At 65.2% G+C, this 26,305-nt stretch carries 25 protein-coding genes; 17 read left to right on the top strand and 8 right to left on the bottom strand.

The window, feature by feature from the left end:
• Positions 1 to 44 precede the first annotated feature (44 nt).
• Positions 45 to 788: an SDR family NAD(P)-dependent oxidoreductase gene (locus tag AC0Z35_RS23080; protein ID WP_485132922.1), complete on the top strand. Its 744-nt coding sequence runs from the start codon at positions 45 to 47 to the stop codon at positions 786 to 788.
• A gap of 23 nt (positions 789 to 811) precedes the next feature.
• On the opposite strand, the gene AC0Z35_RS23085 is transcribed toward AC0Z35_RS23080, so the two are convergent.
• On the bottom strand, positions 812 to 1,294 hold the full coding sequence (locus AC0Z35_RS23085) for a MarR family winged helix-turn-helix transcriptional regulator (RefSeq protein WP_046806359.1): 483 nt from the start codon (positions 1,292 to 1,294) through the stop codon (positions 812 to 814).
• A 47-nt stretch (positions 1,295 to 1,341) separates the two neighbouring features.
• Between AC0Z35_RS23085 and AC0Z35_RS23090 the strand changes: the two genes are divergently transcribed.
• Positions 1,342 to 2,766: an FAD-dependent oxidoreductase gene (locus tag AC0Z35_RS23090; RefSeq protein ID WP_485132921.1), complete on the top strand. Its 1,425-nt coding sequence runs from the start codon at positions 1,342 to 1,344 to the stop codon at positions 2,764 to 2,766.
• On the opposite strand, the gene AC0Z35_RS23095 is transcribed toward AC0Z35_RS23090, so the two are convergent.
• On the bottom strand, positions 2,729 to 3,682 hold the full coding sequence (locus AC0Z35_RS23095; protein ID WP_485132920.1) for an AraC family transcriptional regulator: 954 nt from the start codon (positions 3,680 to 3,682) through the stop codon (positions 2,729 to 2,731). The two genes, AC0Z35_RS23090 and AC0Z35_RS23095, sit on opposite strands and share 38 nt — an antisense overlap.
• A 93-nt stretch (positions 3,683 to 3,775) precedes the next feature.
• Between AC0Z35_RS23095 and AC0Z35_RS23100 the strand changes: the two genes are divergently transcribed.
• A complete protein-coding gene (locus AC0Z35_RS23100) occupies positions 3,776 to 5,035 on the top strand; it encodes an MFS transporter (RefSeq protein WP_319301728.1) in 1,260 nt (419 codons plus the stop codon).
• 92 nt (positions 5,036 to 5,127) lie between these two features.
• Here the strand turns inward: AC0Z35_RS23100 and AC0Z35_RS23105 are convergent, their stop codons facing one another.
• Positions 5,128 to 6,099 carry a Bug family tripartite tricarboxylate transporter substrate binding protein gene (locus tag AC0Z35_RS23105; protein ID WP_319301730.1) on the bottom strand — a complete coding sequence of 324 codons (972 nt, stop codon included), beginning with the start codon at positions 6,097 to 6,099 and terminating at the stop codon, positions 5,128 to 5,130.
• A gap of 130 nt (positions 6,100 to 6,229) precedes the next feature.
• Here AC0Z35_RS23105 and AC0Z35_RS23110 point away from each other — a divergent pair, with 130 nt between their 5' ends.
• The 7 genes from AC0Z35_RS23110 (at position 6,230) to AC0Z35_RS23140 (ending at position 15,605) form a co-directional block, all read left to right on the top strand.
• Positions 6,230 to 7,174 (top strand): LysR family transcriptional regulator, encoded by a 945-nt coding sequence (locus AC0Z35_RS23110; RefSeq protein ID WP_104145270.1) that lies wholly within the window; start codon positions 6,230 to 6,232, stop codon positions 7,172 to 7,174.
• Positions 7,175 to 7,303: 129 nt separating this feature from the next.
• The gene (locus AC0Z35_RS23115; RefSeq protein ID WP_319301733.1) at positions 7,304 to 9,379 is read left to right on the top strand and encodes a hydantoinase/oxoprolinase family protein; all 2,076 of its coding nucleotides are present in this window, start codon (positions 7,304 to 7,306) and stop codon (positions 9,377 to 9,379) included.
• A gap of 11 nt (positions 9,380 to 9,390) precedes the next feature.
• Positions 9,391 to 11,124 carry a hydantoinase B/oxoprolinase family protein gene (locus tag AC0Z35_RS23120; RefSeq protein ID WP_319301735.1) on the top strand — a complete coding sequence of 578 codons (1,734 nt, stop codon included), beginning with the start codon at positions 9,391 to 9,393 and terminating at the stop codon, positions 11,122 to 11,124.
• A complete protein-coding gene (locus AC0Z35_RS23125) occupies positions 11,121 to 12,824 on the top strand; it encodes a thiamine pyrophosphate-dependent enzyme (RefSeq protein ID WP_319301737.1) in 1,704 nt (567 codons plus the stop codon). Before AC0Z35_RS23120 ends, AC0Z35_RS23125 begins: the two co-directional genes overlap by 4 nt.
• Positions 12,821 to 13,117 (top strand): (2Fe-2S)-binding protein, encoded by a 297-nt coding sequence (locus AC0Z35_RS23130; RefSeq protein ID WP_319301739.1) that lies wholly within the window; start codon positions 12,821 to 12,823, stop codon positions 13,115 to 13,117. Before AC0Z35_RS23125 ends, AC0Z35_RS23130 begins: the two co-directional genes overlap by 4 nt.
• Positions 13,114 to 14,499, top strand: a complete 1,386-nt coding sequence (locus AC0Z35_RS23135) for an FAD/NAD(P)-dependent oxidoreductase (RefSeq protein ID WP_485132919.1) — start codon at positions 13,114 to 13,116, stop codon at positions 14,497 to 14,499. Before AC0Z35_RS23130 ends, AC0Z35_RS23135 begins: the two co-directional genes overlap by 4 nt.
• Complete coding sequence (locus AC0Z35_RS23140) at positions 14,496 to 15,605, top strand: NAD(P)/FAD-dependent oxidoreductase (protein ID WP_319301743.1); 1,110 nt, start codon at positions 14,496 to 14,498, stop codon at positions 15,603 to 15,605. The genes AC0Z35_RS23135 and AC0Z35_RS23140 overlap by 4 nt, the downstream gene beginning before the upstream one ends.
• Positions 15,606 to 15,664: 59 nt before the next feature.
• On the opposite strand, the gene AC0Z35_RS23145 is transcribed toward AC0Z35_RS23140, so the two are convergent.
• From AC0Z35_RS23145 to AC0Z35_RS23155, 3 genes are read right to left on the bottom strand one after another with little or no spacing between them, the layout of a single operon-like run.
• Positions 15,665 to 16,015, bottom strand: coding sequence for a rhodanese-like domain-containing protein (locus AC0Z35_RS23145; RefSeq protein WP_319301745.1), 351 nt, complete (start codon positions 16,013 to 16,015; stop codon positions 15,665 to 15,667).
• A gap of 20 nt (positions 16,016 to 16,035) precedes the next feature.
• On the bottom strand, positions 16,036 to 17,235 hold the full coding sequence (locus AC0Z35_RS23150) for a chromate transporter (RefSeq protein WP_485132918.1): 1,200 nt from the start codon (positions 17,233 to 17,235) through the stop codon (positions 16,036 to 16,038).
• Between the two features lie 24 nt (positions 17,236 to 17,259).
• A complete protein-coding gene (locus tag AC0Z35_RS23155) occupies positions 17,260 to 18,228 on the bottom strand; it encodes a chromate resistance protein ChrB domain-containing protein (RefSeq protein ID WP_485132917.1) in 969 nt (322 codons plus the stop codon).
• 131 nt (positions 18,229 to 18,359) lie between these two features.
• On the opposite strand from AC0Z35_RS23155, the gene AC0Z35_RS23160 reads away from it, so the two are divergent.
• Positions 18,360 to 18,638 carry a metal-sensing transcriptional repressor gene (locus AC0Z35_RS23160; RefSeq protein WP_104145279.1) on the top strand — a complete coding sequence of 93 codons (279 nt, stop codon included), beginning with the start codon at positions 18,360 to 18,362 and terminating at the stop codon, positions 18,636 to 18,638.
• Positions 18,639 to 18,648: 10 nt separating this feature from the next.
• Positions 18,649 to 19,521, top strand: coding sequence for a nickel/cobalt efflux transporter (locus AC0Z35_RS23165; RefSeq protein WP_485132916.1), 873 nt, complete (start codon positions 18,649 to 18,651; stop codon positions 19,519 to 19,521).
• A 79-nt stretch (positions 19,522 to 19,600) separates the two neighbouring features.
• Here AC0Z35_RS23165 and AC0Z35_RS23170 read toward each other — a convergent pair whose 3' ends face one another.
• A complete protein-coding gene (locus AC0Z35_RS23170; RefSeq protein ID WP_082134582.1) occupies positions 19,601 to 19,981 on the bottom strand; it encodes a winged helix-turn-helix transcriptional regulator in 381 nt (126 codons plus the stop codon).
• A gap of 93 nt (positions 19,982 to 20,074) precedes the next feature.
• Between AC0Z35_RS23170 and AC0Z35_RS23175 the strand changes: the two genes are divergently transcribed.
• Complete coding sequence (locus AC0Z35_RS23175) at positions 20,075 to 20,833, top strand: NADPH-dependent F420 reductase (protein WP_485132915.1); 759 nt, start codon at positions 20,075 to 20,077, stop codon at positions 20,831 to 20,833.
• 7 nt (positions 20,834 to 20,840) lie between these two features.
• Here the strand turns inward: AC0Z35_RS23175 and AC0Z35_RS23180 are convergent, their stop codons facing one another.
• Positions 20,841 to 21,938: a LacI family DNA-binding transcriptional regulator gene (locus tag AC0Z35_RS23180; protein WP_046806369.1), complete on the bottom strand. Its 1,098-nt coding sequence runs from the start codon at positions 21,936 to 21,938 to the stop codon at positions 20,841 to 20,843.
• 226 nt (positions 21,939 to 22,164) lie between these two features.
• Here AC0Z35_RS23180 and AC0Z35_RS23185 point away from each other — a divergent pair, with 226 nt between their 5' ends.
• The 4 genes from AC0Z35_RS23185 to AC0Z35_RS23200 all read left to right on the top strand — a co-directional run bounded on the left by AC0Z35_RS23185 (position 22,165) and on the right by AC0Z35_RS23200 (position 26,275).
• The gene (locus tag AC0Z35_RS23185) at positions 22,165 to 23,256 is read left to right on the top strand and encodes a Gfo/Idh/MocA family protein (protein ID WP_046806370.1); all 1,092 of its coding nucleotides are present in this window, start codon (positions 22,165 to 22,167) and stop codon (positions 23,254 to 23,256) included.
• A gap of 30 nt (positions 23,257 to 23,286) precedes the next feature.
• Positions 23,287 to 24,201, top strand: a complete 915-nt coding sequence (locus tag AC0Z35_RS23190) for a sugar phosphate isomerase/epimerase family protein (protein ID WP_485132914.1) — start codon at positions 23,287 to 23,289, stop codon at positions 24,199 to 24,201.
• Positions 24,202 to 24,338: 137 nt separating this feature from the next.
• On the top strand, positions 24,339 to 25,517 hold the full coding sequence (locus tag AC0Z35_RS23195) for an aldose 1-epimerase family protein (protein WP_485132913.1): 1,179 nt from the start codon (positions 24,339 to 24,341) through the stop codon (positions 25,515 to 25,517).
• Positions 25,514 to 26,275: an SDR family NAD(P)-dependent oxidoreductase gene (locus tag AC0Z35_RS23200; RefSeq protein ID WP_485132912.1), complete on the top strand. Its 762-nt coding sequence runs from the start codon at positions 25,514 to 25,516 to the stop codon at positions 26,273 to 26,275. The genes AC0Z35_RS23195 and AC0Z35_RS23200 overlap by 4 nt, the downstream gene beginning before the upstream one ends.
• The last annotated feature ends 30 nt before the right edge of the window (positions 26,276 to 26,305 follow it).

Raw genomic sequence — 26,305 nt, forward strand, 5'->3', positions numbered from 1 at the left:
CCACGGCAGGTAAACTCCCGCCTTCCATTTCATGGGACCTTTCTATGCCCCCAACACAGCGTGTTGCTCTTGTCACCGGCTCAACGTCAGGCATCGGCGCCGCCATTGCGCGCCGGCTGTCCAAAGACGGCTACGCAGTCGTTCTGCACTCGCGCAGCTCGGTGGACGTGGGCATCTCCATGGCGCGCGAACTGGGTCTGGCGGCTTATGTGCAAGCCGACCTTGCCCAAGACGCAGACCGGGTCCGCCTGGTGCACGAAGCCGTGGCGCATTGGGGCCGCCTGGATGTCGTCGTGAACAACGCGGGCATCAGCCGCGTGGTGCCGCATGCGGATATGGCAGCAGCCACCCCCGACATCTGGCACGCGTTGCACGAGGTCAATGTCATCGCGCCGTTCCGTATCATCGCGCTGGCCGAGGCCGCGCTGCGCGCGTCCGCCGCAACCGGCACACCGGCCTGCGTGGTCAACGTCAGCTCGCATGCAGGCGTTCGTCCCAAAGGCGCGTCGATTCCCTACGCCGCAACGAAAGCGGCGCTAAACCACGTCACGCGCTTGCTGGCGGTCTCGCTCGCCCCGGATATACGCGTGAACGCCGTCGCGCCAGGCTTGGTCGATACGCCCTTGACCGCCGACTGGACCGCAGCCCAGCAGTTATGGCGCGAACGCGCACCGATGCGGCGCGCCGCGAAGCCGGAGGATATTGCGCAGGCGGTGTCGATGCTGGTTGAGTCGAACTATCTGACTGGGGAAATTCTGCTGTCGGATGGTGGGTTGAATCTGACGTGATCCGGGCAACGCCGTCTTGACGATCAACCCTCTGTACCCCGTTCCAGCGCCTCTGCGAACTTGCGCATCAGACGTACCAAGTCCGTGATGTCTTCGGCGGCCCAGTCCTGAAAGATGCCTTTTGCCAGGCGCTCGCGCGCCTGATCAAGCTTGTCGGTCACGGCCTTGCCCTCGGATGACACTACCGTTTCGCGCATCCGGCGGTCGTCCGGATTCTCGTGCCGCATCACCATCCCCATGCGTTCCAGCTTGGCGACCTGGCGGCTAATGGTGGTGTAGTCCCTGCCAAGCCGGTCCGCCAGATCGACCACGCCGATCGGCCCCACCCGTTCAATCACCACCAATAGGCGAAACAGCGCCTGGTCCAGCTGCACGCCCGCTTCCGCGATCAGGCGTTCGTCGTTCCTGGGGCGGTTCATCACGCTCACGATCGTGATCAAGGACCGATGAAGGTCCTTCAGCTGCGCGGAGATATGTGTATCTTGCACTTTCTTTTTGGTGACCATAGACTCCCCTTTTAATGTGTGCATATTACACATACTTGGAGAGCGACATGCGTAACCCCGTTGACGTCCTGATCTGCGGTGCCGGCGCTGCCGGCCTGACCCTGGCAATAGAACTGGCGCGGCGCGGCGTGCGCTTTGCCCTGATCGAAAAGCTCCCTTCTCCCTTTGCGGGCTCGCGCGGCAAAGGGATTCAACCGCGCACCCAGGAAGTATTTGAAGACCTGGGGATCCTTGACCGGGCCATGGCCGCCGGTGGCATCTACCCCACGATTCGCCAATACTCGGCCGACGGCAGTCATGAGGATCAGGAAGTCACGACGGTTGCCGAACCTACGCCCGCCGAGCCCTATCCGCTTCCGTTGATGGTTCCGCAGTTCAAGACCGAAGCGATCATGCGAGAGCGGCTGTTGGAACTGGGCCGTGCGCCGGAGTTTGGTGTCGAGCTGATCGGGATGGAGATCAACGCCGACGGGATTGAAGCCGTGCTGGCCACCCCGGACGGGAAGCAGAGGGTCCACGCTCGCTATCTGGTGGGCGCCGACGGCGGGCGCAGTCTGGTGCGCCGCACGCTGGGCATCGGCTTTCCGGGCAAGACGTTAGGGGTGCGCGCCATCGTGGCCGATGTCGTGCTGGAAGGCTTGTCGCGCGATAGGTGGCACCAGTTCAACGGTCATGGCGCGGGTCCCCTGGCCATCTGCCCGCTTGCAGGCACCGACCTGTTCCAGATCCAGGCGCCGGTCCCTCTTGAGGGCGACGTCGACCTGTCCGCTGCCGCGCTGACAAAACGCGTTGCCCTGCACACCGCGCGCACGGACATCACGGTCCACTGCGTTGCCTGGTCTTCGACCTACAACATGAATGCCAGGCTGGCCGATCATTACCGGCATGGCCCCGTGTTCCTGGTCGGCGATGCGGCGCATGTCCATCCGCCCACCGGCGGGCAAGGCTTGAACACCAGCGTGCAAGACGCCTACAACCTGGGCTGGAAACTGGCCGCCGTACTCGCCGGCGCGCCCGAGGCGCTGCTGGAGACCTACGAAGCCGAACGCCGGCCCGTGGCCGCGGACGTGCTCGGCCTGTCCACCCGACTGCTTGCGGGTTTCAAGACCGGGGACAACAGGCGGACCCGGGAAGTCCAGCAACTGGACATCGGGTACCCGACGTCGCCGCTATCGCTTCCATTGCAAGCTGACAGCCGACTTGAGCCGGGCAGTCGCGCGCCCGATGCCGTTGTGCGCGGCGCGGGCGGCAGCCCAACGCGGTTGTTCAACCTGCTTAACGGCACGCACTGGACCTTGCTGGTCAACGGCGCATCAACCTTTGCGCCGCGCGCAGGCTTGCACATCCACTGCATTGGCGCCGGCCTGGAGATCGAAGACCCTCTGGACCAGTTCGCCAGCTTCTACGGGTTGGCCAAGGGGGCCGCCGCGCTGATCAGGCCCGACGGGTGGCGCCTGGGGGCAGACCGGTAACACGCTTGAACGCACGGCTGAATGCTGCTTGCGACGTATAGCCCAAGCGCTCGGCTACCGTGTCGATCGGCAGCCTGTCGTGCGTCAGCCATTGCCTGGCAAGACGCATCTTCAACTCGTTGGCGTAGCGCAGCGGTGGCGTTCCCACCGTTGCATGAAATCGCTCGGCAAAAACAGAGCGAGAAATATTGCACTCGCCCGCCAACTCAGCCAGTTTCCAATCTCGGGCGGGTTGGCGGTGCAAGGCGAGGATGGCGCGCGCAAGCCGTGGATCCCGCAGCGCTGCGGCCAGGCCGGAGGCATTGTCGCAACCGCACTCGATCCATCCCCGGACAATCATCGCGGCGACCACTTCGGCCAGTCGCGCCAGAATGTCCGCGAAGCCCACGCGTCTGGAACAGATCTCGCCTTTCATCGCGGACAGAATCGGAACCATGCCAGGAAAGCGGTCGCTGTCGGCGTTCACGCACATGACATCCGGCATCAGCTGCCCCAAAGCCCGCATGCCGCCAAGGTCGAATTCCATGCAACCGTAAAAGAAAATTGCGCTGGGGACGCTGCTGGTGCTTGGACACGCATCCACGTCGGTGACGGAATTGCCGATCAAGGCGGCTTCAAGCGTATCGATATCCTGCAAGTCCGCGTCGTCGGCGGAAAGCCATTGATGAGCTTGCCCATGGGGCAGAAACACCGCATTGCCGGCACTCAATTCGTGCACGCCGCCCTCAGCGGTACGTAGCACGGCGGAGCCCACCGCCAAGTAGTAGAAGAAGCCGTGGCCGGCCTTCGCGTCAATGCTCAGTCCAAAACTAGGCCCGGTCTGCACCCGCCGGTACTGCACCCCGCGCAGACGCATTCCGGCAAGCAGCTCACTAATCAAGTGCGGAGGAAGCGCGTAATTCTGTGAGGCCAGCATCGGATTTTCTATCAAAAACTTAGTACGCCGCATCATAGATCATCCCAAGCACACGTCCTAGACTGCACTCACTGATTTTTTAGGATGAGTGCAATGCGTAGTGTTGTTGATGTTTCAAACCCCGAAGGTTCAGCAAGCCCGGGGGACATTGAGCCGGTGTCAGCGGCATGGACCGCAGTGTTCTCGCTGGCGATGGGTGTATTCGGCCTGTTGACCGCGGAGTATCTGCCGGCAAGCCTACTGACGCCCATGGCAGAAGCTCTGCACGTATCAGAGGCCATGGCGGGACAGGCTGTGACGGTGACTGCGGTGGTGGCGTTATTTGCAGGCTTGCTGGTGCCCGGTCTTACCCGCAGCCTCGATCGCCGTACGGTGCTGCTGGGCTTTTCCACTTTAATGATTGTGTCCAACCTGCTGGTTGCGGCGTCGTCGCAGATGTGGGTGCTGCTTTTGATGCGCGTTCTACTTGGAATCGCCCTGGGCGGGTTCTGGAGCATGGCGGCGGCTGTCGCCATGCGACTGGTGCCGACGGCGCTCCTGCCACGCGCGTTATCGATCATCTTCAGCGGCATTGCCGTGGGCACAGTGGTCGCCGTGCCGTTGGGTAGCTATCTTGGTGGCCAGTTTGGATGGCGCAGCGCCTTTGTCGCCGCTGCGGCGGTGGGTGTATTGACCCTGGCATTCCAATGGTTCACGTTACCGAAGATGGCGCCGCGCCGGCCCGCGCGCCTCCGAACGATCTTGGACGTTCTCTTGCGGCCCGGCATCGCGCTTGGCATGTTGGGCTGCATTCTGGCGCATACGGGCCATTTCGCTCTCTTCACCTATATTCGGCCGTTCCTGGAAAGCACTGCCGGCGTGGGAACGAACGGGCTGGCGCTGATGCTGCTTGGCTTCGGCGTGGCGAATTTCGCGGGCACCATGCTCGCAGGCTGGCTGATGCAGCGCAGCTTATCTGTGACCTTGGCCCTCATGCCGGCCCTGGTCGGTGGCAGTGCCTTGGCGATGGCGCTTTTCCCCGCGTCCCTACCGGTTCAGGCAACGCTGGTTGCGGCATGGGGCCTCGCGTTCGGTGGCGTACCGGTTGCATGGTCAAACTGGGTCGCGCGCGCCGTGCCGGATCAGGCTGAAAGTGCCGGCGGAATGGTCGTAGCGTCGGTGCAGTCCTCCATCGCCATGGGCGCCGCGGCCGGCGGTGCCATGTTCAGCCTGACAGGCATTGAGGGCGTTTTTATTGCGGGAGGCAGTGTCATGCTGCTTGCCGGCTTGTTCATCTGGATGCGGGTCAGAGGGGCGTATCCGCACGGGTCGCATGGGCCGCATGGATCGCATGGGCCCGACATCGCGGTCTGATCCTTGCCCCCCCTTGCTCGCGGTTGCGCGGACGCGGCTCCGAGTTCCTGATCCGCACCTCTATGCGCCCGCGCGCGCATTGCGGGCTGAACTCACATCGGCTTTAAATCCACTTCCTTGGCAATCTTGCCGAATGCCTCCAGGTCCGCCTTGACGCGTTGGCTGGTATCGGCGGGCGTGGAAGCGCGAGGGATCATGGCCAGGTCCAAAAGGCGCTGCTTCATCTCGGGCTTGGCGAACTCCCGCGCGATCGCGGCCTGGATCTTTTCAACGATGGCGTCCGGGGTGCCCTTGGGCGCCGCCAGGCCGAACCAGGCCACGGCCGAAAAGCCCGGCATCCCGGCTTCCGGCGCGGTAGGCACGTCAGGCAGCGCCGCTACGCGCTCGGGGTTCGTGACGAACAGCGGCCGCACCTTGCCCGCCTTGATGAACGGGGTCTGCACGCCGGTATTGTCCAGGACCGCGTCGATGTGGCCGCCCAGCAGGTCGTTCATCGCCGGGCTGCTTCCCTTGTAGGGCACGATGTTGATCTGGATGCCCGCCGCGCGGGCGAACATCAGCTGTGTCAGATGCTGCTGGGTGCCCAGGCCGGCATTTCCGAACGTGATCTTGTTGGGATTGCGACGGCCGTAATCGATGAATTCCTGGAGCGTCTTCGCGGGAAACGCGTTGTTCGTCACCACGACGAAAGGCAGGTCCACCAGCACCGTGATCTGCTTGAAATCCTCCAGGGGCTTGTAGCGCAGCTTGTAGACGTAGGGGTTGACTGCCATCGTGCCGCTGGCGGTCAGGGCCAAGGTGTAGCCGTCGGGCTCTGCCCTGGCCACATGCTCGGTGCCCAGCACGCCGCCGGCACCCGGCTTGGCTTCAACGATGACGGGCTGCCCCAGCTCGCTTTGCACCGCCTGGGCGGCAAAACGCGCCAGCATGTCGGCGGATCCGCCCGTGGCATACGGCAGGATGATGGTGATGGGCTTGCTGGGATAGTTGTCCGCAGCGGCTGGAAACGAGGCAGCCAGGGCTGCCACACAGGCGGCGGTCAGAAACTTCAGGTTCTTTATCATCGATTGATTACCCAAGTTGCATGTGAACTGCGCAGGAACTCGGGCAAGGTTAAGCGGTACGGTGTTATATGACCAATCAACAATTAAAATAAAACGTCATCAACATTACTGATAACGATATGGGGATACCGTGCTCGATGCCATCGACCTGAACCTGCTGCGCATTTTCGACGCCGTCATGACCGAGCGCAACGTCACGCGGGCGGCGTTCGCCCTGCACATGACGCAGCCGGCGGTAAGTAACGCCATCAACCGGCTGCGCCTGACATTGAAAGACCCGTTGTTCATCAAAGTGCAGGGCGGCGTGCTGCCTACGCAGCGCGCCGAATTGCTCTGGCCCCCCATACGGGACGCCCTCGCCCGCATTGCCGAGACACTGGAGCGCAACGAATTCGACCCTGCAAGTTCCGAGGCAGTGTTTCGGCTGGCCATGTCCGATTACGTGGCCGACCAGGTCATCCGGCCGCTGTTCGTTGAACAACAGATGGTGGCGCCGAACATCCGCATTCACCTGCACCCCTATTCGCTTGACAACACCGCCGCGCTGCTGGACAAGGGCGAAGTCGATATGGCCGCCGGCGTGTACTCGAACTTCGGCTCGTCGCTGCGCACCCTGCCCCTTGAGACGCTGACCTATGTGTGCGCGATGCGCAAGGGACACCCGCTGTTGTCCATGCCACGTTTCACGCTGGACGACTTCTTGCGCGCCCGCCATCTGGTCGTCAGCTTGCTGGGCACATCGGCGCTGGTCGACCACGAACTGGCCGCCCATGGCTACAAGCGCAATGCGGTGCTGACAATCAATCAATTCGCGCTGGCCCCGCGCCTGCTCGCCGAGACCGACCTGATCTGCGTAGTGCCGGTCAACGCCGTACGCAACAGCCCGCACAGCCACCAGCTTGAAGCCATCGAAGCCCCATTCCCGTTCATTCCGCGCACGGTCAACCTGATCTGGCACGAGCGTTCCGACAACCTGCCTTCGCACCGCTGGCTACGCGAAGAAATCCTGAAGGTGTGCAAGGCGCAAGGGATGTTGTTCGATCCGGCGCAGGGTGCCGAGTCGCACGCTTATTGATCCGCCGTCATTCACCAGGATGATGATTATCAATGCAAATCTTTGATTAGAAGGAATGATGCAGCGTCGATAAGATTCGGGTCACCCTAGCATCGGCGCGCGTCCGCGCCAGCTTCCTGGAGATTAGCGTTGACCCAGACTGCATCCCTTCCCGGCGAGCGCCGTTTCCGCGTCGGCTTCGACGTGGGCGGAACCTTCACTGATTTCACCCTGTTGGCCGAGCATAGCGGCGAGCTCTCGTACTTCAAGGTGCCCTCGACGCCGCATGACCCGTCCGAGGCCATCCAGAGCGGCCTGGCGCACCTGATGCGCGAACACGGGATCTCGGGCGACGAGCTGGCGCACGTGGGTCACGGCACGACCGTGGCCACCAATATGGTGATCGAACGCCGCGGCTCGCGCTGCGCGCTGGTGACTACGCGCGGCTTTCGCGACGTGCTGGAGATCGGCCGGCAGACCCGTCCGCACCTGTATGACTACAACGTCATCAAGCCCGAGCCGCTGGCGCCGCGCGAGTGGCGCTTCGAAATCGGCGAGCGCATGGCCGCCGACGGCAGCGTGCTACAGGCGCTGGACGAGGACGAGGTCGCCTCGGTTGCGCGCCAGCTCGCCGCCGCGCAGGTGGAAGCGGTCGCCATCTGCTTCATGCACAGCTACCGCAACGATGCCCACGAGCGCCGCACACGTGAAATCCTGGCCGAACACCTGCCGGGCGTGTACCTCAGCGTATCCAGCGAAATCCTGCCCGAGTTTCGGGAGTATGAGCGCATGTCGACCACGGCGCTGAACGCCTACGTTGGCCCGCGCATGGCCGCCTACATGCGCAACCTGGTCGACTCGGTGCAAGGCATGGGTGTGAGAGTGCCTCCGACGACAGTGCATTCCAACGGCGGTTTGATGTCGGTGGAATCGGTGCTGACCGCGCCGGTACGGACCTGCGTGTCCGGGCCCGCCGCCGGGGTGATCGGCGCGGCCGAGCTTGGACAGGCGGCCGGTTTTCACAACCTAATCACGTTCGACGTAGGCGGCACCAGCACCGACGTGTCGCTGGTGGCCGAATTGCAGCCGCTGTTCACCTCCAGCCGCCTGGTGGCGGACTATCCGGTGAAGACCTTGATGGTCGACGTGCACGTCATCGGCGCGGGCGGCGGCAGCATCGCGCGCATCGACGATGCGGGCGCGCTGAAGGTGGGCCCGCAAAGCGCAGGCGCCGTGCCCGGGCCGATCGCCTACAACCGGGGGGGCACGGCCGTCACGCTGACGGATGCGCACGTCGTGCTGGGGCGCCTGAATCCCGTGGCGTTGCTTGAAGGCCGGATGGCCGTGCATGCCGAATGCGCGCGCGCCGCGCTTCAGGAACAAGTGGCCGGGCCGCTGGGCATCAGCCTGGAAGAGGCGGCCTACGGCATCCTGCGCATCGCCAACTCGAACATGGCCCGGGCGGTGCGCGCGGTGTCGACCGAGCGTGGCCACGACATCCGCAAGTTTGCGCTGTGCGCCTTTGGCGGCGCCGGCGGCCTGCACGCGGCCGAGCTGGCTCGCGACTGCGGCATAGGCACCTTGTTGATCCCGCAGGAGCCCGGCACCATGTGCGCGCGCGGCATTCTCCTGTCGGACATCTCAATGGACTTCGTCCAGACGCTGATGGCAAGCGCCAACGACGCGGGCTGGCAGGCGGTGCAGCAGGCGCTGGACACCTTGGCCGGCAAGGCGCGCGCGTGGCTGGCGGACGAAGGCGTGGGCGATTCCGCCCAGCGCCTGACGGCCGTCATCGATGCGCGCTACCAGGGCCAGAATTTTGAGATCCCGGTGCCGCTGGAGGGCATGCGGCTGTTACCGCTGGCCGATTTTGTGCTCGCCTTCAGCGCGGCTCACATCCGCGAGTATGGCTACGACGCCACCGGCCGCTCGGTCGAGATCGTCAACTGCCGCGTGCGCGCGGTGGGCCTGGTGCCGCGCGCGCCGATCGCCCACGTGGCCGGCGGCGCCAGCCTGGCGGGCGCGGTCAAGGAGCACCGCCCCGTCTATTTCGAAAACGCCGGCTGGGCCGACACGCCCATCTACCGCCGCGCCCTACTTCCGACGGGCGCGCCTGTCGAAGGGCCGGCCGTCATCGAGGAAATGAGTTCGACCACTGTGATCCTGCCCGGCCAGCAAGCGCGCGCCGACGACTACGGCAACCTTGTCGTCACTCTCCAACCCTAAGGCAAACCGACATGACCACCGCACCGACTGCCGCCGATACCGACGCCTTCGACCCCATCGAGATGGAGGTCTTCAGCAACCGCCTGCTGTCCATCACGGAAGAGATGGGCAACACGCTGATCCGCTCGTCCTTTTCCAGCAACATCAAAGAGCGCAAAGACTGCTCCGTGGCGCTGTTCGACGCCGCCGGCCGACTGGTGGCGCAGGCCGCCCACGTGCCGGTGCACCTGGGCTCGCTGTCGGGCGGCATCGACGCCGTGCTGCGCCGCTACGGCGTCGCCGGCATCCGCCCCGGCGACGCGTTCCTGTGCAATGACGCCTATCTGGCCGGAGGCACCCACGCGCCGGACATCACCGTCGTATCGCCCATTTTCTGCGACGGCGCACTGCGTTTCTTTGCCGCCAACATCGGCCATCACACGGACGTGGGCGGGGCCGTGCCGGGCTCGACCTCCCATCACCTGAAGACCGTGTGGGAGGAAGGCATCCGCCTGCCGGCCATGCGTATCGTGCGGCAAGGCGAACTGGACCTGGATCTGCTGGAAATGATCGCGCACAACACGCGCGAGCCGGACAACCGCATGCACGACATCCGGGCGCAGATCGCCACCAATGACAAGGGCGCCCGGCTGATGCTGGAACTGGTACGGCAGTCCGGACTGGAGACGGTGTTGTCCGCCATCGATGGCATCTTGCGCTACACCGAGCGACGGCTGCGCAACCGCATCGCCCAGTTGCCCGAAGGCAGCGCGTCCTTCACCGAACGCATGGACGACGACGGCATGGGCGGCGATCCGGTGGTGATACAGGCGAACGTACACGCGCGGGGCGGCCAGCTGCACGTGGACTTTACCGGCACCGGCAAGCAGGCGCGCGGCGCCTTCAACCTGCCGGCCAGTGCGCTTAACGCCAGCGTGTACTTTGCCGTCAAGGCCATGCTCGACCCCGAGCTGATGCCCAACAACGGCCTGTTCCAGCCCATCACCATCAGCGCGCCCGAGGGCACGATCACCAATCCGGTGTTTCCCGCCGCGGTGGGCGCGCGCGTGACCACCGCGCAGCGCGTGGCCGGCACCGTGATCGGCGCCCTGGGCCAGTTGCTGCCGCCTGGCCGCGGCATGGCCTCGTCCAACGACGTCATGCCATCGATGCTGTTTTCGGGCCCCATGCGCGACGGCAAGGGCACCTTCGTCTATCTTGAAACGCTGGGCGGCGGCGCGGGCGGGCGCGCCCGTGGCGACGGCATGGACGGCATCCAGGTCAACGTCACCAATACATCCAATCTGCCCGCCGAGGCCCTGGAGATCGAGTACCCCCTGTTGGTCGACGAATACGCACTGGTCAACGACACGGGCGGCGCGGGCAAGTACCGCGGCGGCATGGGCATCGCGCGCCAGATCCGCTCGCTGCACGATCAGCTGGCCTGCACCATCCGTTGCGACGCGGCGCTGTTCGGCGCGGCCGGGCTGGATGGCGGCCTGACCGGCGGCACATCGCGCCTGATCCAGAACCCGGGCCGCGCCGACGAAAAACGCCTGCCAAACAAGATCTCGGGCCACGCCCTGCCGGCGGGGGTCTCGGTGCGTCTGGAAACGCCCGGCGGCGGCGGTTATGGCGCGCCAGCCGAGCGAAGCCTGGCGGATATCCGCCGCGATATCGTGGGCGGCAAGGTAAGCCGCGCGGCCGCCAAGCGCGACTACGGGCCCGAGCGCGTAGCCCGCGCCCTTGAACAGGAAAACGCATGACCGGCGCCGCACAGCCCGCGCCGCGCAGCGGCGGCGAAGCCCTGATCGCGCAATTGCAGGCCTTTGGCGTGCGCCGGGTCTTCATGGTGCCCGGCGAGAGCTTCCTGCCCTGCATCGACGCCCTGTACGCGCGACGCGACACGATGGAATCCATTGTCTGCCGCCAGGAAGGCGGCGCGGCCTATATGGCCGAGGCGCACGGCAAGCTGACGGGCCAGCCCGGCATCTGCTTCGTCTCGCGCGGCCCCGGCGCCACCAACGCAGCCATCGGCGTGCACACCGCCCGTGAAGACTCCACGCCCATGATCCTGTTCATCGGCCAGGTCGGCGGCGATACCGCCGACCGCCAGTGCTTCCAGGAAGTGGACTATCGCGCCATGTACGCGCCGCTGGCGAAATGGGTGGCGCAGATCGAGCGTGCCGACCGGATCCCGGAATACCTGGCGCGCGCCTGGACCGTTGCCACCAGCGGGCGCCCTGGCCCCGTGGTGCTGGCGCTGCCCGAGGACATGCTGGCCTGCCTGACCAGCGCGCCGCTGGCCGCGCCCCCCGCAACGCCGCAGGCCTGCCCCACGCCGACCGACATGCAGCGGCTGCGGCAGATGATCGAAACCGCTGCCAAGCCGTTGCTGCTGCTGGGCGGCTCGCGCTGGTCGGATGCCGCGCGCACGGCGATACGCGACTTCGCCCTGCGCTTTGACCTGCCGGTCGCCACCGCCTGGAGACGGCTGGAGCTGTTTGACAATGACCATCCGAACTTTGTCGGACAGGTCAGCGCCAGCATGCCCGCACACCAGAAACGGGTGGTCATGGACAGCGACCTTGTCATCGCGCTGGGTACGCGCTTGTGCGAACCGACCACCCTGAACTACGAGTGGATAGCCTCGCCCACGCCGCGCCAGACCCTGGTGCACATCCACCCCGACGCCAACGAGATCGGCCGGCTGAGCACTCCGGCGCTGGGCATTGCCGCCAGCATCGACGGCTTTGCCCAGGCTGCTGCGGAAGTCACGCCCACGCCCGGCTGGCAGGCGCGTCGTAGCGGCTTGCATGCCGCGGCGCCGGCGCCGGCGCTGCCGCCCACCCCCGGCCCGCTCGACCTCAACGCGGCCGCCCGCCATGTGGCGGCCTCGCTGCCCGCCCGCGCCTGCGTCACCGTGGGCGCGGGCAACTACGCGCTTTATGCCCACCGGCACATCGCCTTCAAGGGGCTGGGCAGCCAGCTGGCGCCTGCCGTGGGCGCCATGGGCTACGGCCTGCCGGCGGCCATCGCCGCCAAGCTGCACGACCGCGACGCCGCGGTCATCTGCTTTGCCGGCGACGGCTGCTTTCAGATGACCATGCAGGAAGTGGCCACTGCCGTGCAGCATCAGCTTGGCATCGTCATCCTGGTGTTCAACAACGGGCTCTACGGCACCATCCGGTTGCACCAGGAGCGGGCCTACCCTGGCCGCGCATTGGCCACGACCCTGGTCAATCCCGACTTCGCCCTGCTGGCGCAAAGCTATGGCGCCTTCGGCCGCCGGGTCGCGTCCACCGAGGATTTTGCACCAGCCTACGACGCCGCGCTGGCCTACGCCCGCGAGCGCCGGCTGCCCGCCATCCTGGATCTTGTGTACGACGCCGACATCATCCTGCCCGACCGCACCCTGTCGCAGATGCAGGCCGAGAAGGCCGGCGCCACGGAGCCGCGCGCATGACTGCCCTGCTGCGCCGCGTCGCCCCGCAGGCCGGGCCCGCCCTGCGCCTGACCTGGAACGGCCAGCCGATTGCCGCACAGCCCGGCGACACCGTGCTGACCGCGCTGCTGCTGGCCGGCGACCGGTTGCGGACCACCTTGGGCGCGGGCGCGCCGCGCGCGGGCTTCTGCCTGATGGGCGCCTGCCAGGACTGCTGGGTGCATCTCTCCAGCGGCCAGCGCGTGCGCGCCTGTTCCACCTTGGCCGAGGATGGCATGGCCCTGGTCGACACCCTGCCCGGAGCATGCCCATGAACGCGTTATCTTCGGCTAGCACCCAGCCGCGGATGGTGGTGGTGGGCGCCGGGCCGGCCGGCGTGCGCGCCGCGCAAACGCTTCTGCGTCATGGCGTGCGACCCGTCATCATCGACGAGGCGCCCTTGCCGGGCGGCCAGATCTATCGCCAGAGCCTGGTGCCGCGCGGCAGCGCGCGCCAACGCTATGGCTTTGAACACAAGCGAGCCGCCGCCATCCACGCGGCGGGTGCCCAGCTGCGCGGGCAGGCCGATTACCGCGCCCGGACGGCCGTCTGGAACGCCACGCCCGAGCACCTCGATCTGGTGCGTGACGGCGACCTTGATGGGCTGCGCTACTCGCACCTTCTGATCGCCACCGGCGCCACCGACCGCGTCCTGCCCTTTCCCGGCTGGACCCTGCCCGGCGTCTTCTCGCTGGGCGGCGCCCAGATCGCGCTTAAAGGTCAGCATTGCCTGCTGGGGCCGCGCATCGTGTTCGCGGGCACCGGCCCGCTGCTGTATCTCGTTGCCTATCAGTACGCGCGCGCCGGCGGGCAGGTGCAGGCCGTGCTGGACAGCGCGCCCCTGGCTGCACAGGCAAGCGCCCTGCCCGCGCTGCTGAACCAGCCCGGCACGCTGGCCAAGGGCCTGTACTACCTGGGGTGGCTGCGCGCTAACGGCGTACCCGTGCACCATTCCGCCGACCTGCTCGCCGCGCAAGGCACGACCCGCGTCGAAGGCGTGCGCGCGCGCATCGGCCGCGCCGAGCGCGACTTCGCGTGCGACGCGCTCGCGGTCGGCCACGGCCTGCGCCCCGAAACCCAGTTGCCGGACCTGCTTGACTGCGCCTTCGACTTCGACGCGGCCCAGCGCGTCTGGCTGCCCCGGCGCGACGCCGACGGCCGCAGCACGGTATCCGGCGTCTACCTGGCCGGCGACGGCGCGAGCATCGGCGGCGCCATGCTGGCGAAGCTTTCCGGCGAGCGCAGCGCGCTTGCCATGCTGGCCGACAGCGGCATCCGCGTGGATGGCGCAAGACTGCGCTGGCTTGCCCGCAAGCAGGCCGCGTTGGCACGCTTCCGGCAAGGGCTGAACCGCGCCTTCCCGTTGTCGGGCACGGGCACCGGCTGCGATGACAGCGTCATAGTCTGCCGCTGCGAGGAAGTGCGCGCCGGCGAACTGCGCGCTGTCGCCCGGCAATACGCCGTCGATGATCTCAACCGCCTCAAGGCCCTGACCCGCATCGGCATGGGCTTGTGCCAGGGCCGCATGTGCCAGAGCGGCGCCGCCGAACTGCTAGCGGACTGCCGGCGGATTCCGCTGTCGGCCGTTGGCCGGATGCGAGGACAGGCGCCCGTCAAACCGCTGCCATTCGCCGTCCTGGGCAAGGATCCGTCATGACCCTGTTGCACACCGACGTCGCCGTCATCGGCGCCGGCCTGGTCGGGGCCAGCGCCGCTCTTGCCTTGCGGCGCGCCGGCGTCGCCACCGTCCTGATCGAGCGCGGCCTGTGCGGCGCGCGCGCCAGTGGCGTCAACTTCGGTGGCGTGCGCCGCCAGGGCCGCAACATCGAACAGCTCTACCTTGCCCAGCGCGCCCACGGCATCTGGGCAAGGCTTCCCGAATTGATCGGCACCGACGCGGAATATGTGCGCACCGGACACCTCAAGCTTGCCCGCTCGCAGGCGGACCTGGACAAGCTCGTCGCCTATCGCGATAAGGTCCGCGACTTCGACCTGGGCCTCGATATCCTGGATCGCGCGGCGCTGCGCCGACGTTTTCCGGCGCTTGCGCCCGATGTCGTCGGCGGCTCGCTGTGTGCCGAGGACGGCCAGGCCAACCCCCGCCTGGTCGCGCCCGCCTTCGCCCACGCCGCCGCGCGTGCCGGCGCCCTGCTGCTGGAGCACTGCGCAATTGCCCATGCGGACACGCAGGCCGGCGACTTCCTATTGACCGCAGCGGATGGCCGCCAGATCCGAGCCGGCACGGTGATCAATGCAGCCGGCGCTTGGGGCGCCGTCGCTGCCGGCTGGTTCGGCGACGTCTTACCCTTGCAGGTCAAATATCCCACCATGCTCGTCACCGAACCGCTTACGCGACAGATCGACGTTTCGCTGGGAGTTGAAGGCGGGGGCTTTTACGCAAGGCAAGTGGGGCGCGGCAATTTCGTCATGGGCGGCGGCTACGGGCACGCCTTGCCGGGCGACCGCAGCCGTCCTGGCCCTGCCGCAATGGCCGAGCTTGGGCGCACCGCTCCCGCTATCTTGCCGGCTCTTGCCCGCGCCAGCATTATCCGCTGCTGGTCCGGCATCGAAGGGTACTTTCCCGACAAGAACCCCGTCATCGGCTTCAGCGCCACAGTGCCGCGGCTTCTGCACGCTTTTGGGTTCTCGGGCGGAGGATTCCAAATCGCGCCCGCCGTGGGCGAGGTCCTTGCCGACATGGCTTTGGACCGAGGCGGCCTTTTAATGGCGGATCGCTTTTCCCCGGCCAGGTGGGCGCGCTAGAACAAGTGCAAAGGCGCGATCTGGCGCGACGCGGCGCCGTTCGCGCTCAGGAACGATAGTCACGCACTACCGGCGTGCCGGTCGCGAAATTCGATTGATTCCACGCACTGCCCGGCAGCACGCCAAGCCTGTATCCCGCCAATTAAATATCTGGCGTCGATGCCCATCGCCTGAAGGGTGGCCGCCAGCCCTTGGCTAAGTTCGTGGCCTTCGGCGCAATAGACGACCACGGCCTGCGTGTTTGCTATCGTGTCTTTCCAGTCCAGCCACAAAGCGGGGTCAAGCCATTGGCCTTCAGGGATTGACACCCCATCCTCCATGCGCCTGAGCTTGCGTCGCACGTCTATCAACGTATGGGGAAACCCGGCGCCGCGCCAAAGCGCAAGTTCGGGAATGGATATGCTTTGCATGATGGGCTCCTTCAGCGGGCTTAATGCATCAGCGGGTAAATCGCCAGGCCGATCAGCGCCGCGCCCGTCACGATCATCGGTTCGGGCAGTTTTTTAAACCGTAACAACAGCAGCACCGCGGCCATCGCCAACATCAGTGTCGGCATATCGACGATTGTGCGTCGGGCGATAACGATGACTGCGCCCGCGATAGCGCCGATTGCCGCGGCCGTCACGCCGTCAACGAATGCGAGGACACCGGGCAGTTTTCCGTACTTTTTAAAATAGGGTGCTGGGACGATGGTGAACAGATAACAAGGCAGAAAGGTGGCCAGCGCCGCCACACAGGCGCCGGGAAAACCGGCCACCAGGTAGCCGATGAAACCCACCGTGATAACGACGGGTCCCGGTGTGATCATGGCCACCGCTACGGCATCCACGAACTGCTTGTCATTGAGCCAGTGAAAGTCGGTCACCACGCCGCCATAGAGAAACGGCACGATGGCCAGGCCGGAACCAAAAATGAAAGCGCCCGCCTTGGCGAAGAACAGTCCGATCTGCCAGAGCAGCGGCCAATCCAGCTTAGTTAGCGCCGTGCCCGCTGGCGCGAACATCGCGGCCGCTGCCGGCAGATGGCCGGACTTCAGCCACCGGGGCGGCGCGCGCCAAAACCAGACGAGCAGGCCGGCCGCCAGAAACAGCCAGGCTATTTCAGACTCGGTGATAACGGTTACGACAGCCAGCACCAGATAGATGGCCCACAACAGCTTGTCGCGGCCCACGCTCTTGGTAGTGAGCTTGTAGCCGCTGATGGCGATGATGCCGATCACGGCGGCGCTCACGCCGTAGAACACCGCTTGCATCCAGGCCAGGCCGCCGAAACGCACGTATGCCCAGCCCAGCGCAACAACCATGAAGAACGATGGCAGGACGAAGGCGATGCCCACCAGCGTGGCGCCAAGAATGCGGTAGTGCACGTAGCCGAGGTAGATGGCAAGCTGCGCGGCCAGAGGGCCTGGCGCCAGTTGGGCCAGCGCTAAACCTTCCTTGTAATCGCCGTCCGTGATCCAGCCCCTGCCCTCGACTAGATCGCGGTGCATGTAGCCGGCCAAGGCAACAGGCCCGCCGAAACCGATGGCCCCCAGCCGGACGAAATACCAGGCTAATTGCCAAAGGGTATAGCCAGGCGGCGAGACAAACGTCGCGGCGTGGTCGCGGGCGGATTCTTCAGCGGGATTCACGGTCGCGCTCTTGGCAAGGAAGGGTCATGTCTGACGCCCACCGGAGAAATGGGCGTACAGAGAATCCAGCACGGCGCCGACCTCGGCTAACAGGGCATCGTCGTCGGGCAGGCGCTTGCGCGCGCCGGCCAGCATGGCCTCGAAACCGGCAGCTTCCGGCGCGGCGGCGCCGCCGACGTCAAGCCCATGCACCAACGCGCCCAGACGTGCAAGGCCCCGGTTGTCTTCCAGTCCGAAGCTGGCAAGCAGCACCTCGAACGACACCCTGTCGCCCACGTGTGTGAAAGTGGCACCGTCGAAGTCAAATCCCAGGGCATCAGGCGGGCAGTCGACCGGGTTCTCGATCCAAAGGAAGCGCGCGGACGGGTCGATGAAGCGCTGGATCAGCCAGGCGCTAGCGACCCGGTCTACCCAGACATGGCGCCGGGTCGCCCAGAGCCGGCCCCGGTAATGCATGGGATCGCGGCGCGCGATGCTTCCCTCCTGGGCGACATGAGGTTCGCCGGGCGACAGAAGGGATTCGATGGCATTGGCGAAATCGCGCTGCTGGGCTTGAGCGCGCAGCGAGGCTTCGCCCGGGAAGAAATCGATCCGCTGCAACGCCAGGTAGCTGCGTTCGTGACGGCGCAACAGTCGGTTCAGTTCCGGCCCATTCAAACCGGCCAGCGTCTGGCGCGCCTGGGCCAGTTCCGCCAGCCAGGCTTCGTAGTCGGCCGAGCGGTCGAACAGCTGCTGGAACGAGGCGGACTCGTCGTTGTCCCGCGGCTGGACCCGCAGCAGCCAGGCCTGGCCGCCTTCTTCAGTTGTTTCGGTGGCCAGATCGGCCAATTGTGCCGCTTGCTCGGCATGAGCCGGCAGCAGATAGGCGCCGTCGCGCAAGGCGGTGCAGCCCAGGGCCTTCAGCTTGCGCCAGATGCGCATGCGCGCGGTGGCACCGCCGGTGGGCAGGCTGACGATAAGCAGAAACCACGAGGATGCGAGCGAGGTGTCCATGGGAAGCAGAATAAGAAGAGGTTGCGATATCTGCAATCATGTAGAGATCGCTACAACATTTTTTTCGCTTGCCCTGATTGGCGACATGGTTTCCAGCCTAGGGATCCCCCCCGGGGGGATATTATTTCCGCATGGAAAAACCTGATCCCCACCATCATCACGACGCCGTCGCCAAACGTCTCAAGCGGGCGGAAGGCCATTTGCGCAGCATTCTGGCAATGATGGAAGAACACCGTCCCTGCCTTGAGCTTGCCCAGCAGCTACACGCGGTTGAGCGTGCCATTTCCCAGGCCAAGAAAGTCCTGATTCAGGACCACATCGACCACTGCCTGCAGGACGCGGTGGGCGAGCTGGACGCGGACCGGCAGCGCGCGATCGACGAATTCAAAGAAATCACCAAGTACCTCTAAGGACGGATCCATGCTGTCGTTTTCCGATCTGATCGCCCAGGGCGCATCGCACGCCTGGCTGTTCATTCCCAGCGCCATCCTGCTGGGCGCCCTGCACGGGCTGGAGCCCGGCCATTCCAAGACGATGATGGCGGCGTTCATCGTCGCGATCCGGGGTTCGGTGGCGCAGGCCGTGTTGCTGGGCATCACCGCGACTATTTCGCACACGGCGATCGTGTGGGGGATCGGCCTGGGCGGCATGTATCTGTGGCGTGGCGTCGCGGCGGAGGAGTTGGAGCCGTATTTCCAGCTGGCGTCCGGGGTGATCATCGTGCTGATCGCGGCGTGGATGTTCTGGCGGACCTGGCGCGAGCAGCATGGTGCGGGCCATGGCCATCATCACCATGTCCATGGACATGACCATGAAAATGGACATGGACATGGACACCACCATCGCCATGAGCATCAGCAGCACCACCGCCAAGATGCGCCGCGAGGACTGGACGTAGGGGCCGAGGGATACCAGGATGCTCACCAGCTTGCGCACGCCAATGACATCCGGCGGCGTTTCACGAACCGCAACGTGACCAACTGGCAGATCGCCTTGTTCGGCCTGACCGGTGGCCTGATCCCCTGCCCCGCGGCGATCACCGTGCTGTTGTTGTGCCTTCAACTCAAGGAGTTCACGCTGGGCGCCGTGCTGGTGCTGTGCTTCTCGATCGGGCTGGCCATCACGCTGGTGACGGTCGGCGCCGTGGCGGCGCTAAGCGTCCGCCACGTCAACAAACGTGTGCCTTGGTTTAACGCGGTTGCCCAGCAAGCGCCGTATCTCTCCAGCTTGCTGATCATTGCCGTGGGCGTCTATGTGGGGATGAATGGATGGGTTGGCCTGCATCCCGCTTAGGACCGGTATGCAGAAGCGCTGAGGATTATCGAGGCCCACCCTGGCCCACGCCCGAGCCTTGTGCAAGCGAGCGGTGACGTCATTGCCCAGGAACATGTGACGCGACAAACTCATGGCGCCTTTCTGCCCATTCGATAAGCGCCTGCATCGAGGGCCCGAGCGCGTATCCCGCCTCTGTCAGCTGATATTCCACTTTCGGAGGGACCTGAGGAAAAACCGTTCTATGCACGATTCCGTCCGCTTCAAGCTGCTTCAGTTGCTGAATCAACATCTTCTGGTTCACGCCATCGATAAGCCGTTCCAGCTCTGAAAAACGGATCGCTTTTTTAGCGGCAAACAGCTGGCACAGAATGATGATCTTCCACTTCCCCTCAAGGACTCGCAAGGTTTCAGTAGTCGCCGCCGCCCACTCGCGTCGACGATTGGGGTCTTCACAGTTCCATTCCCGATCCCCGGTCATAAGGCCTCCTTGGTGGGTTACTGAGGTTTTAGTGGGTACTTCCAATTTCGAAAGCGAAATTCTACAGTGGGCCCTTCATACGCAGGAGTTCACATGAATATCGGGATCATCGGGACAGGAAACATCGGCGGCACCCTCGCTCGCAAACTGACGGCGGCCGGGCATCAAGTGCGCGTAGCCAATTCCAAGGGCAGAGAAGGCATATCCACGCTTGCAAAGCAGATGGGCGCGACGGCAGCAGACGTCTGGGACGCAGTGAACAATGTGGACGCCATCATCCTCGCCATTCCCCTGCCGGCGATGCAGCAGCTTCCGGCCGGCTTGTTCAATTCGGTCGCGACCGTTGTGCCTATCATCGATACCAGCAACTACTACCCCGGCATGCGAGACGCGCGCATCGCAGAAATCGACGACGGAATGCCTGAGAGCGTATGGGTGTCTCAGCAGATTGGCCGCCCGGTGACCAAGGCATTCAACAATGCGTTGGCTTACACCCTGGCGAACCTGGGAACGCCTACGGGCGCCCAAGGCCGCCTGGCCATCGCGGTTGCGGGTGACGACGAGGGATGTAAGCAGGTCGCGATGAACCTGGTTGACCAAGTCGGTTTTGATCCAGTCGACGCCGGCTCTTTGAGCGAGTCCTGGCGACAGCAGCCCTGCACGCCCGCCTATTGCTGCGACTGGGACGCCGACGAAACGCGCGCGGCCCTGGCATCGGCGGTAAAGGGCGATGCCGAGCGAAAACGCGGCCAGATGGCGGAGGCTTTTGCCAAGCTGGGGCCGAGCCCGACACACGAAGAAGTTGTGGCGATGAACCGCAGGATCAATGCGCCGCAGCATGGCCACCGCTGACCGACTATCACGGCTCCGGAATATTTTCCCGGAAGATGACCTGAAGCCGCGGCAGGTAGCTGGGTTCGGGCGCGCCCTTCACGGCCGCCACCAGCAGCTTGACGATTTCGCGTGCCTCGACGCGCGGGTTCTGGTCGATCACGGCGTCCATGGTGCGATCGAGCAACAGTCGGCGCGTGGCTTCGGTAAGGTCGTGACCCACGAAGACGATGCGATGGGCCGAGGCTGCCTGGTTTGAGCGAGCCTCGTTGGGCCATGCCTCGGTAAGCCGCGCCTCGGCCGGTCGCGCCTCTGCCGGCCGCGCCTCAGCCGGCCGCGCCTCTTTCAGCGCCCGCGCGATGCCTTGATTGCCGGCGCCGATGTTGTAAATCGCGTGCGGCGGCTCGTTGCGCAGCAGCTCCTGCGTGACGGCAAAGGCGCGGTCGCGGTCGTCGCCGATCTCAAGAATGTGTGCGATGCGCAGGTGCGGAAACTCTTCGCTCAGCAGCGAGCGAAAGCCCATCTCGCGCTCTTCGTGGCCGCGATACGCCAGTGACCCCACGAACACCGCGACCTTGCGCTCGGTGTGCTGTGGCAGAAACCGGCCGAGCAACAGCGCGGCCAGGCGGCCCGCGGCGCGGTTGTCGATGCCCACGTAACCCAGGCGCGCCGAGATCGGAATGTCCGACACCAGGGTGCTCACATGCACGCCGCTGTCGCGCAGCGCCATGATGGCGTCGCGCACCTGTGGATGGTCCAGCCCGACCAAGCCAACGGCCTGGGTCTGGCCGCGCAGCTCGTAGAGCTTTTGCGCGAGCTTATTGGCGTCGAATCCCTCGATCAGATGCAGGCGTGCGCGCACATCGGGGCGGGTGGCGGCTTCTTCAAGCAGGTGCTGACCCAACGCGGTCATGAAGCTGTTGGTGCCGGCGGGTAAAACGAAATCGACCCGCACGTCCTGGCTTGCGGCATCGGCGCCCTGGACGAAGTAGCCGAGGCGATTGGCGATTGCCAGCACGCGGTCGCGTGTCTTGCCGCGCACGCCGTCGCGGTCGTTCAGCACGCGGTCCACGGTGGCGGTGGACATGCCGGCTTCACGGGCAATGAGGGAAATGGTGGGGCGCATGCGGGACCAGGCTCTCAAGACACCATCAGGACGATGGCAGCGAGGCGATCATAACCCATCATTTGCAATCATTCTGGATCAAAAAGGTAACGTTGCTGCCCTATGGGCGCCAGCCACCTTTACCCCTGATTGTTTTGATGTGATTATCGCGGCTCAATAACATCAAACACCGCACGGCAGGATGCCAGGCAGTCGACAGTGCATACCAAGCCGGCAGGAGGAGCACATGTCGCACCCTACCCTGGTGCCCGACCCGCCCATTCGGGAACGGCGCTTTCGCATCGGCTGCATCGGCGCCGGCATGATCATGGCCGAATGCCATCTGGCGGCCTATCAGCAGGCCGGCTTCACGGTGGCGGCGATCGCGTCGCGTACTCGCAGCAAAGCGGCCAAGGTCGCCGAACGCTACGGCATCCCGCTAGTGCATGAGAATCCCCTGGCCCTGATCGCCGATCCGCGGATCGAAATCGTGGACATCGCGTATCCGCCCGATATGCAGCCCGAGCTGATACGCGCCGCCTTGCGCGCCCCGCACGTGCGCGGCGTGCTGGCGCAGAAGCCGCTTGCCCTCTCGCTGGACGAAGCCCGCGCCCTGCGCGACGAGGCACGGGCCGCCGGCAAGATCCTGTCGGTCAACCAGAACATGCGCTACGACCAATCGATGCGCACGCTCAAGCAGCTGCTGGACCAGGGCGTGCTGGGCACGCCGGTGTTCGCGCAGATCGACATGCACGCGATCCCGCACTGGCAGGACTTTTTGCGCGGCTATGACCGCCTGACGCTCTCGAACATGAGCGTGCATCACCTTGATGCCCTGCGTTATCTGTTTGGCGAGCCCACCGAGATCACCAGCATCACCCGCCCCGATCCGCGCACCCAGTTCGCGCATCAGGATGGGCTGGTAAGCACCACGCTGCGCTTTGGCAACGGCCTGCTGGCGCTGTCGCTTGAAGATGTGTGGTCGGGCCCGCGCGCCGAGGGATACCCGGACGACCAACACATTCGCTGGCGCGTCGAAGGCACCGAGGGCGTCGCGCGCGGCACCATCGGCTGGCCCACCGGCGAGCCGTCGACCCTGAGCTACGCCTCGCGCGCGGCCCAGGGCCATACCGACGGGCGCTGGGTAACCCCCACGTGGGACACGATGTGGTTTCCGCATGCCTTCATCGGCGTGATGGAGCAGTTGCAGTACGCGCTGGCCAGCGGCACCGAGCCTGCGTTGAGCGTGACCGACAACGTACGCACCATGGCGCTGGTCGAGGCCGCGTATACGTCCATCGCCGAAGGCCGCACAGTACGGCTGCCGGCTGTTGAATAACCAGACAAAAAACAGACGGAGACAAGCATCATGATCCAGACCGGAATCTTCTCGGGCTACTTTCCCTATGAGCTGGAGCGCACCGCCAAGGTGATCCGCTCGCACGGCTTCAACACCGTGCAGCTGGACCTGCATTTCAAGGACATGGAACTCGGCCCGGGGCAGTTGACCGCGCAGAAATGCACGCAGATCCGCGACACGTTCCGCAACTACAACCTGCCGGTGTCCTGCATCTCGGCCTATACCAATATCGTTCATCCCGATCCCGCCGAGCGCCAACGCCGCAACGGCTATCTCAAAGACATCCTCACGCACGCACGCCAGTTGGGTTCGCCTTATGTGATCTCGGAAACCGGCACGTTCGCCACCGACAGCGACTGGGTGCATCACCCCAAAAACAAGACCGAGGAAGGCTGGGACCAGTGCCGCGCGGTAATCGCCGAGCTATCCCAACATGCCTATGACCATGGCGCGGTGTTCCTGCTTGAGACCTACGTGAACAACGTGGTGGGGTCCGTCGAGGAAACGTTGCGCATGTTCGCCGAGGTGGATCACCCTGGCCTCGGCCTCTTGATGGACCCGACGAACTACTTCGAAGCGCACAACATCGACCAGATGGACCGCACGCTGAATCAGGTGTTCGACGCGCTTTCCGACAGGATCTGCATCGCGCATGCCAAGGACGTGAAGCGTTCGGGCGATGACAAGTCGGAAAAGCACAGCGACATCGGTGACGAGGGCGCGGCCGAGAGCCACACCTTCCGTGGCGTGGGCGAGATCGAGCTGCCGGCGCCGGGCCTGGGCGCGCTCAATTACGACCTTTACCTGCAACGCCTGGCCAAGAAGCACCCCAACATTCCCATCATCATCGAACACCTGACCGAAGACGACGTGCCGCGCGCCAAGACCTTCCTGGACGAGCGGCTGCGCGCGAACGGCCTGTAGGCCGCCTGCCGCAACACAGGCGCGCCGCGAGGCACCTTTGCATAAGGCCCCCGGCGCGCCCGCGAACACGACTGCGAACACGATTTTGAACACCGACACCGGCAAGCGCGCACCCGCGCCTTTGCCAGGGAGAACTCATGCCTGACATTTACGGAACCTGGATGACGCGCCGCGACGTGGAGGCGCGCACCGGGCAGCTTGCGCAGTTTGCCGGCGTACGCCTGATGACGCTGGACGACGGGCTGGAGCGCGGTATCCGCATGCTGGAGTTCCGCAGCGGTACGGGCCTGCGTTTCACGGTGCTGGTGGATCGCGCGATGGACATCGCCGATTGCGAATACCGCGGCTTCGCCATGGGATGGCAGTCGCCGTCGGGCTTTCGCCATCCCGGCCTGCATGACTATGAAGGCGAAGGCGGACTGGGCTGGATGCGCTCGTTCTCGGGCCTTATGGTCACTTGCGGACTAGACCACATTCTGTTCATGTACGACGCGCCGGCCGACAACTATGCGTACGGCCCGCGCAAGACCGCCAAGCAGTCCATCCATGGCCGCGTGGGCACCATTCCCGCGCGGCTGACCGGCTACGGCGAACGTTGGGAAGGCGATCGCTGCGTGCTGTGGGCAGAGGGAATCGTCAGCCAGGGCACCGTGTTCGGCGAGCACCTGGAGCTGCACCGCCGCATCGAGATCGAGGTGGGCACCAACGACATCCAACTGTCGGACCGCGTGGTCAATCGCGGCTTCTACCGCACGCCCCACATGCTCTGCTATCACATCAACCTGGGCTATCCGGTGCTGGACGCCGACTCGCGCTATCTGGCGCCGATCCGCGATGTGGTGTGGGCCGCGCACGAGCAAACCTACCGCAAGCAGGGCGTGGGCTACCGCCGCATGCCGGCGCCGCAGTTGGGCTTTCATGAGCAAGTGTGGCAGCACGAGATGGCCGCCGCCGCCGACGGCAGCGTCCCGGTGGCCCTGGTCAACGACAAGCTGGGCCTGGGCATGCAGGTCAGCACCTTCAAGCATCAATTCCCTTGCCAGTATCAATGGCAGAACCTGCAATCGGGCCAGTATGCGATGGGCATCGAACCCTCGACCAACCATGTGCTGGGCCAGGGCGCGGCGCGTGAGCGCAACGAGCTCATCTGGCTTGAGCATGGTGAAGAGCGCCGCTACGACACCACGTTCAGCGTGCTGGGCTCGCCCGCCGATATCGCGGCATGCGAAGCCCGCATCCGCGCGATCGCGGCGCAGCCCGAGGCCGATTATCCGCCGTTGTCGGGGCGCTTTGCGCCCATCGCGGGGCGCACATGAGCGCGCGCTTCTCATTGCAAGGCCGCCGCGTTTTGGTCACGGGCGCGGCGGGCGGCTTCGGTGTGGACACCACGATTGCGCTGCTGGAAGCGGGCGCCCGCGTGATCGCGCTCGACAACCACGCCGGCCATATCGATCGCCTGCGCAGCACCGTGCCCGCGCGGTTTTCCGACCAGCTTCACATCGTGCAGGTCGATCTGGCCGACGCCCGCGCGCTGCAATCGCAGCTTGAGCAGCTGACGGCCCAGGGCCCGATTGATGTGGTCATCAACAACGCGGCCATCTACCCCTCGCGCCCGTTCGAGGAATACAGCGACGCAGAGCTGGCGCGCGTGCACCGTGTGAACGTGGAGGCGGCGATTCAGATCATCCGCGCGGCGCTGCCGGGCATGCGCGAACAGCAATGGGGCCGCGTGATCAACATCTCGTCGATCACGCTGTCCGGCGGCTGGGAAAACCTGCTGCCCTATGTGCAATCCAAGGGCGCGATGGTGGGCGCCACGCGCGCCTTCGCCCGCGAGTTCGGCAAGTGGGGCATCACGGTCAACGCCATTTCGCCGGGCGCGTTTCCCACCGACGCCGAGAAGATTCATCCCGATCCCGAGGGCTACAACCGCATGGTGCTTGAACGCCAGTCGGTAAAGCGCCGTGGGCACGCGGGCGACATCGCCGCGGCCATCGTTTTCCTTGCCTCGGACGAGGCGGGTTTCATTTCCGGACAGACGCTGGCAGTTGACGGCGGCTGGGTCATGCATTGAAGCGCATCGGCGCACGCAGAGGGTAGAAGC

Source organism: Achromobacter sp. 1L-A-4-B-C2, assembly GCF_057291955.1.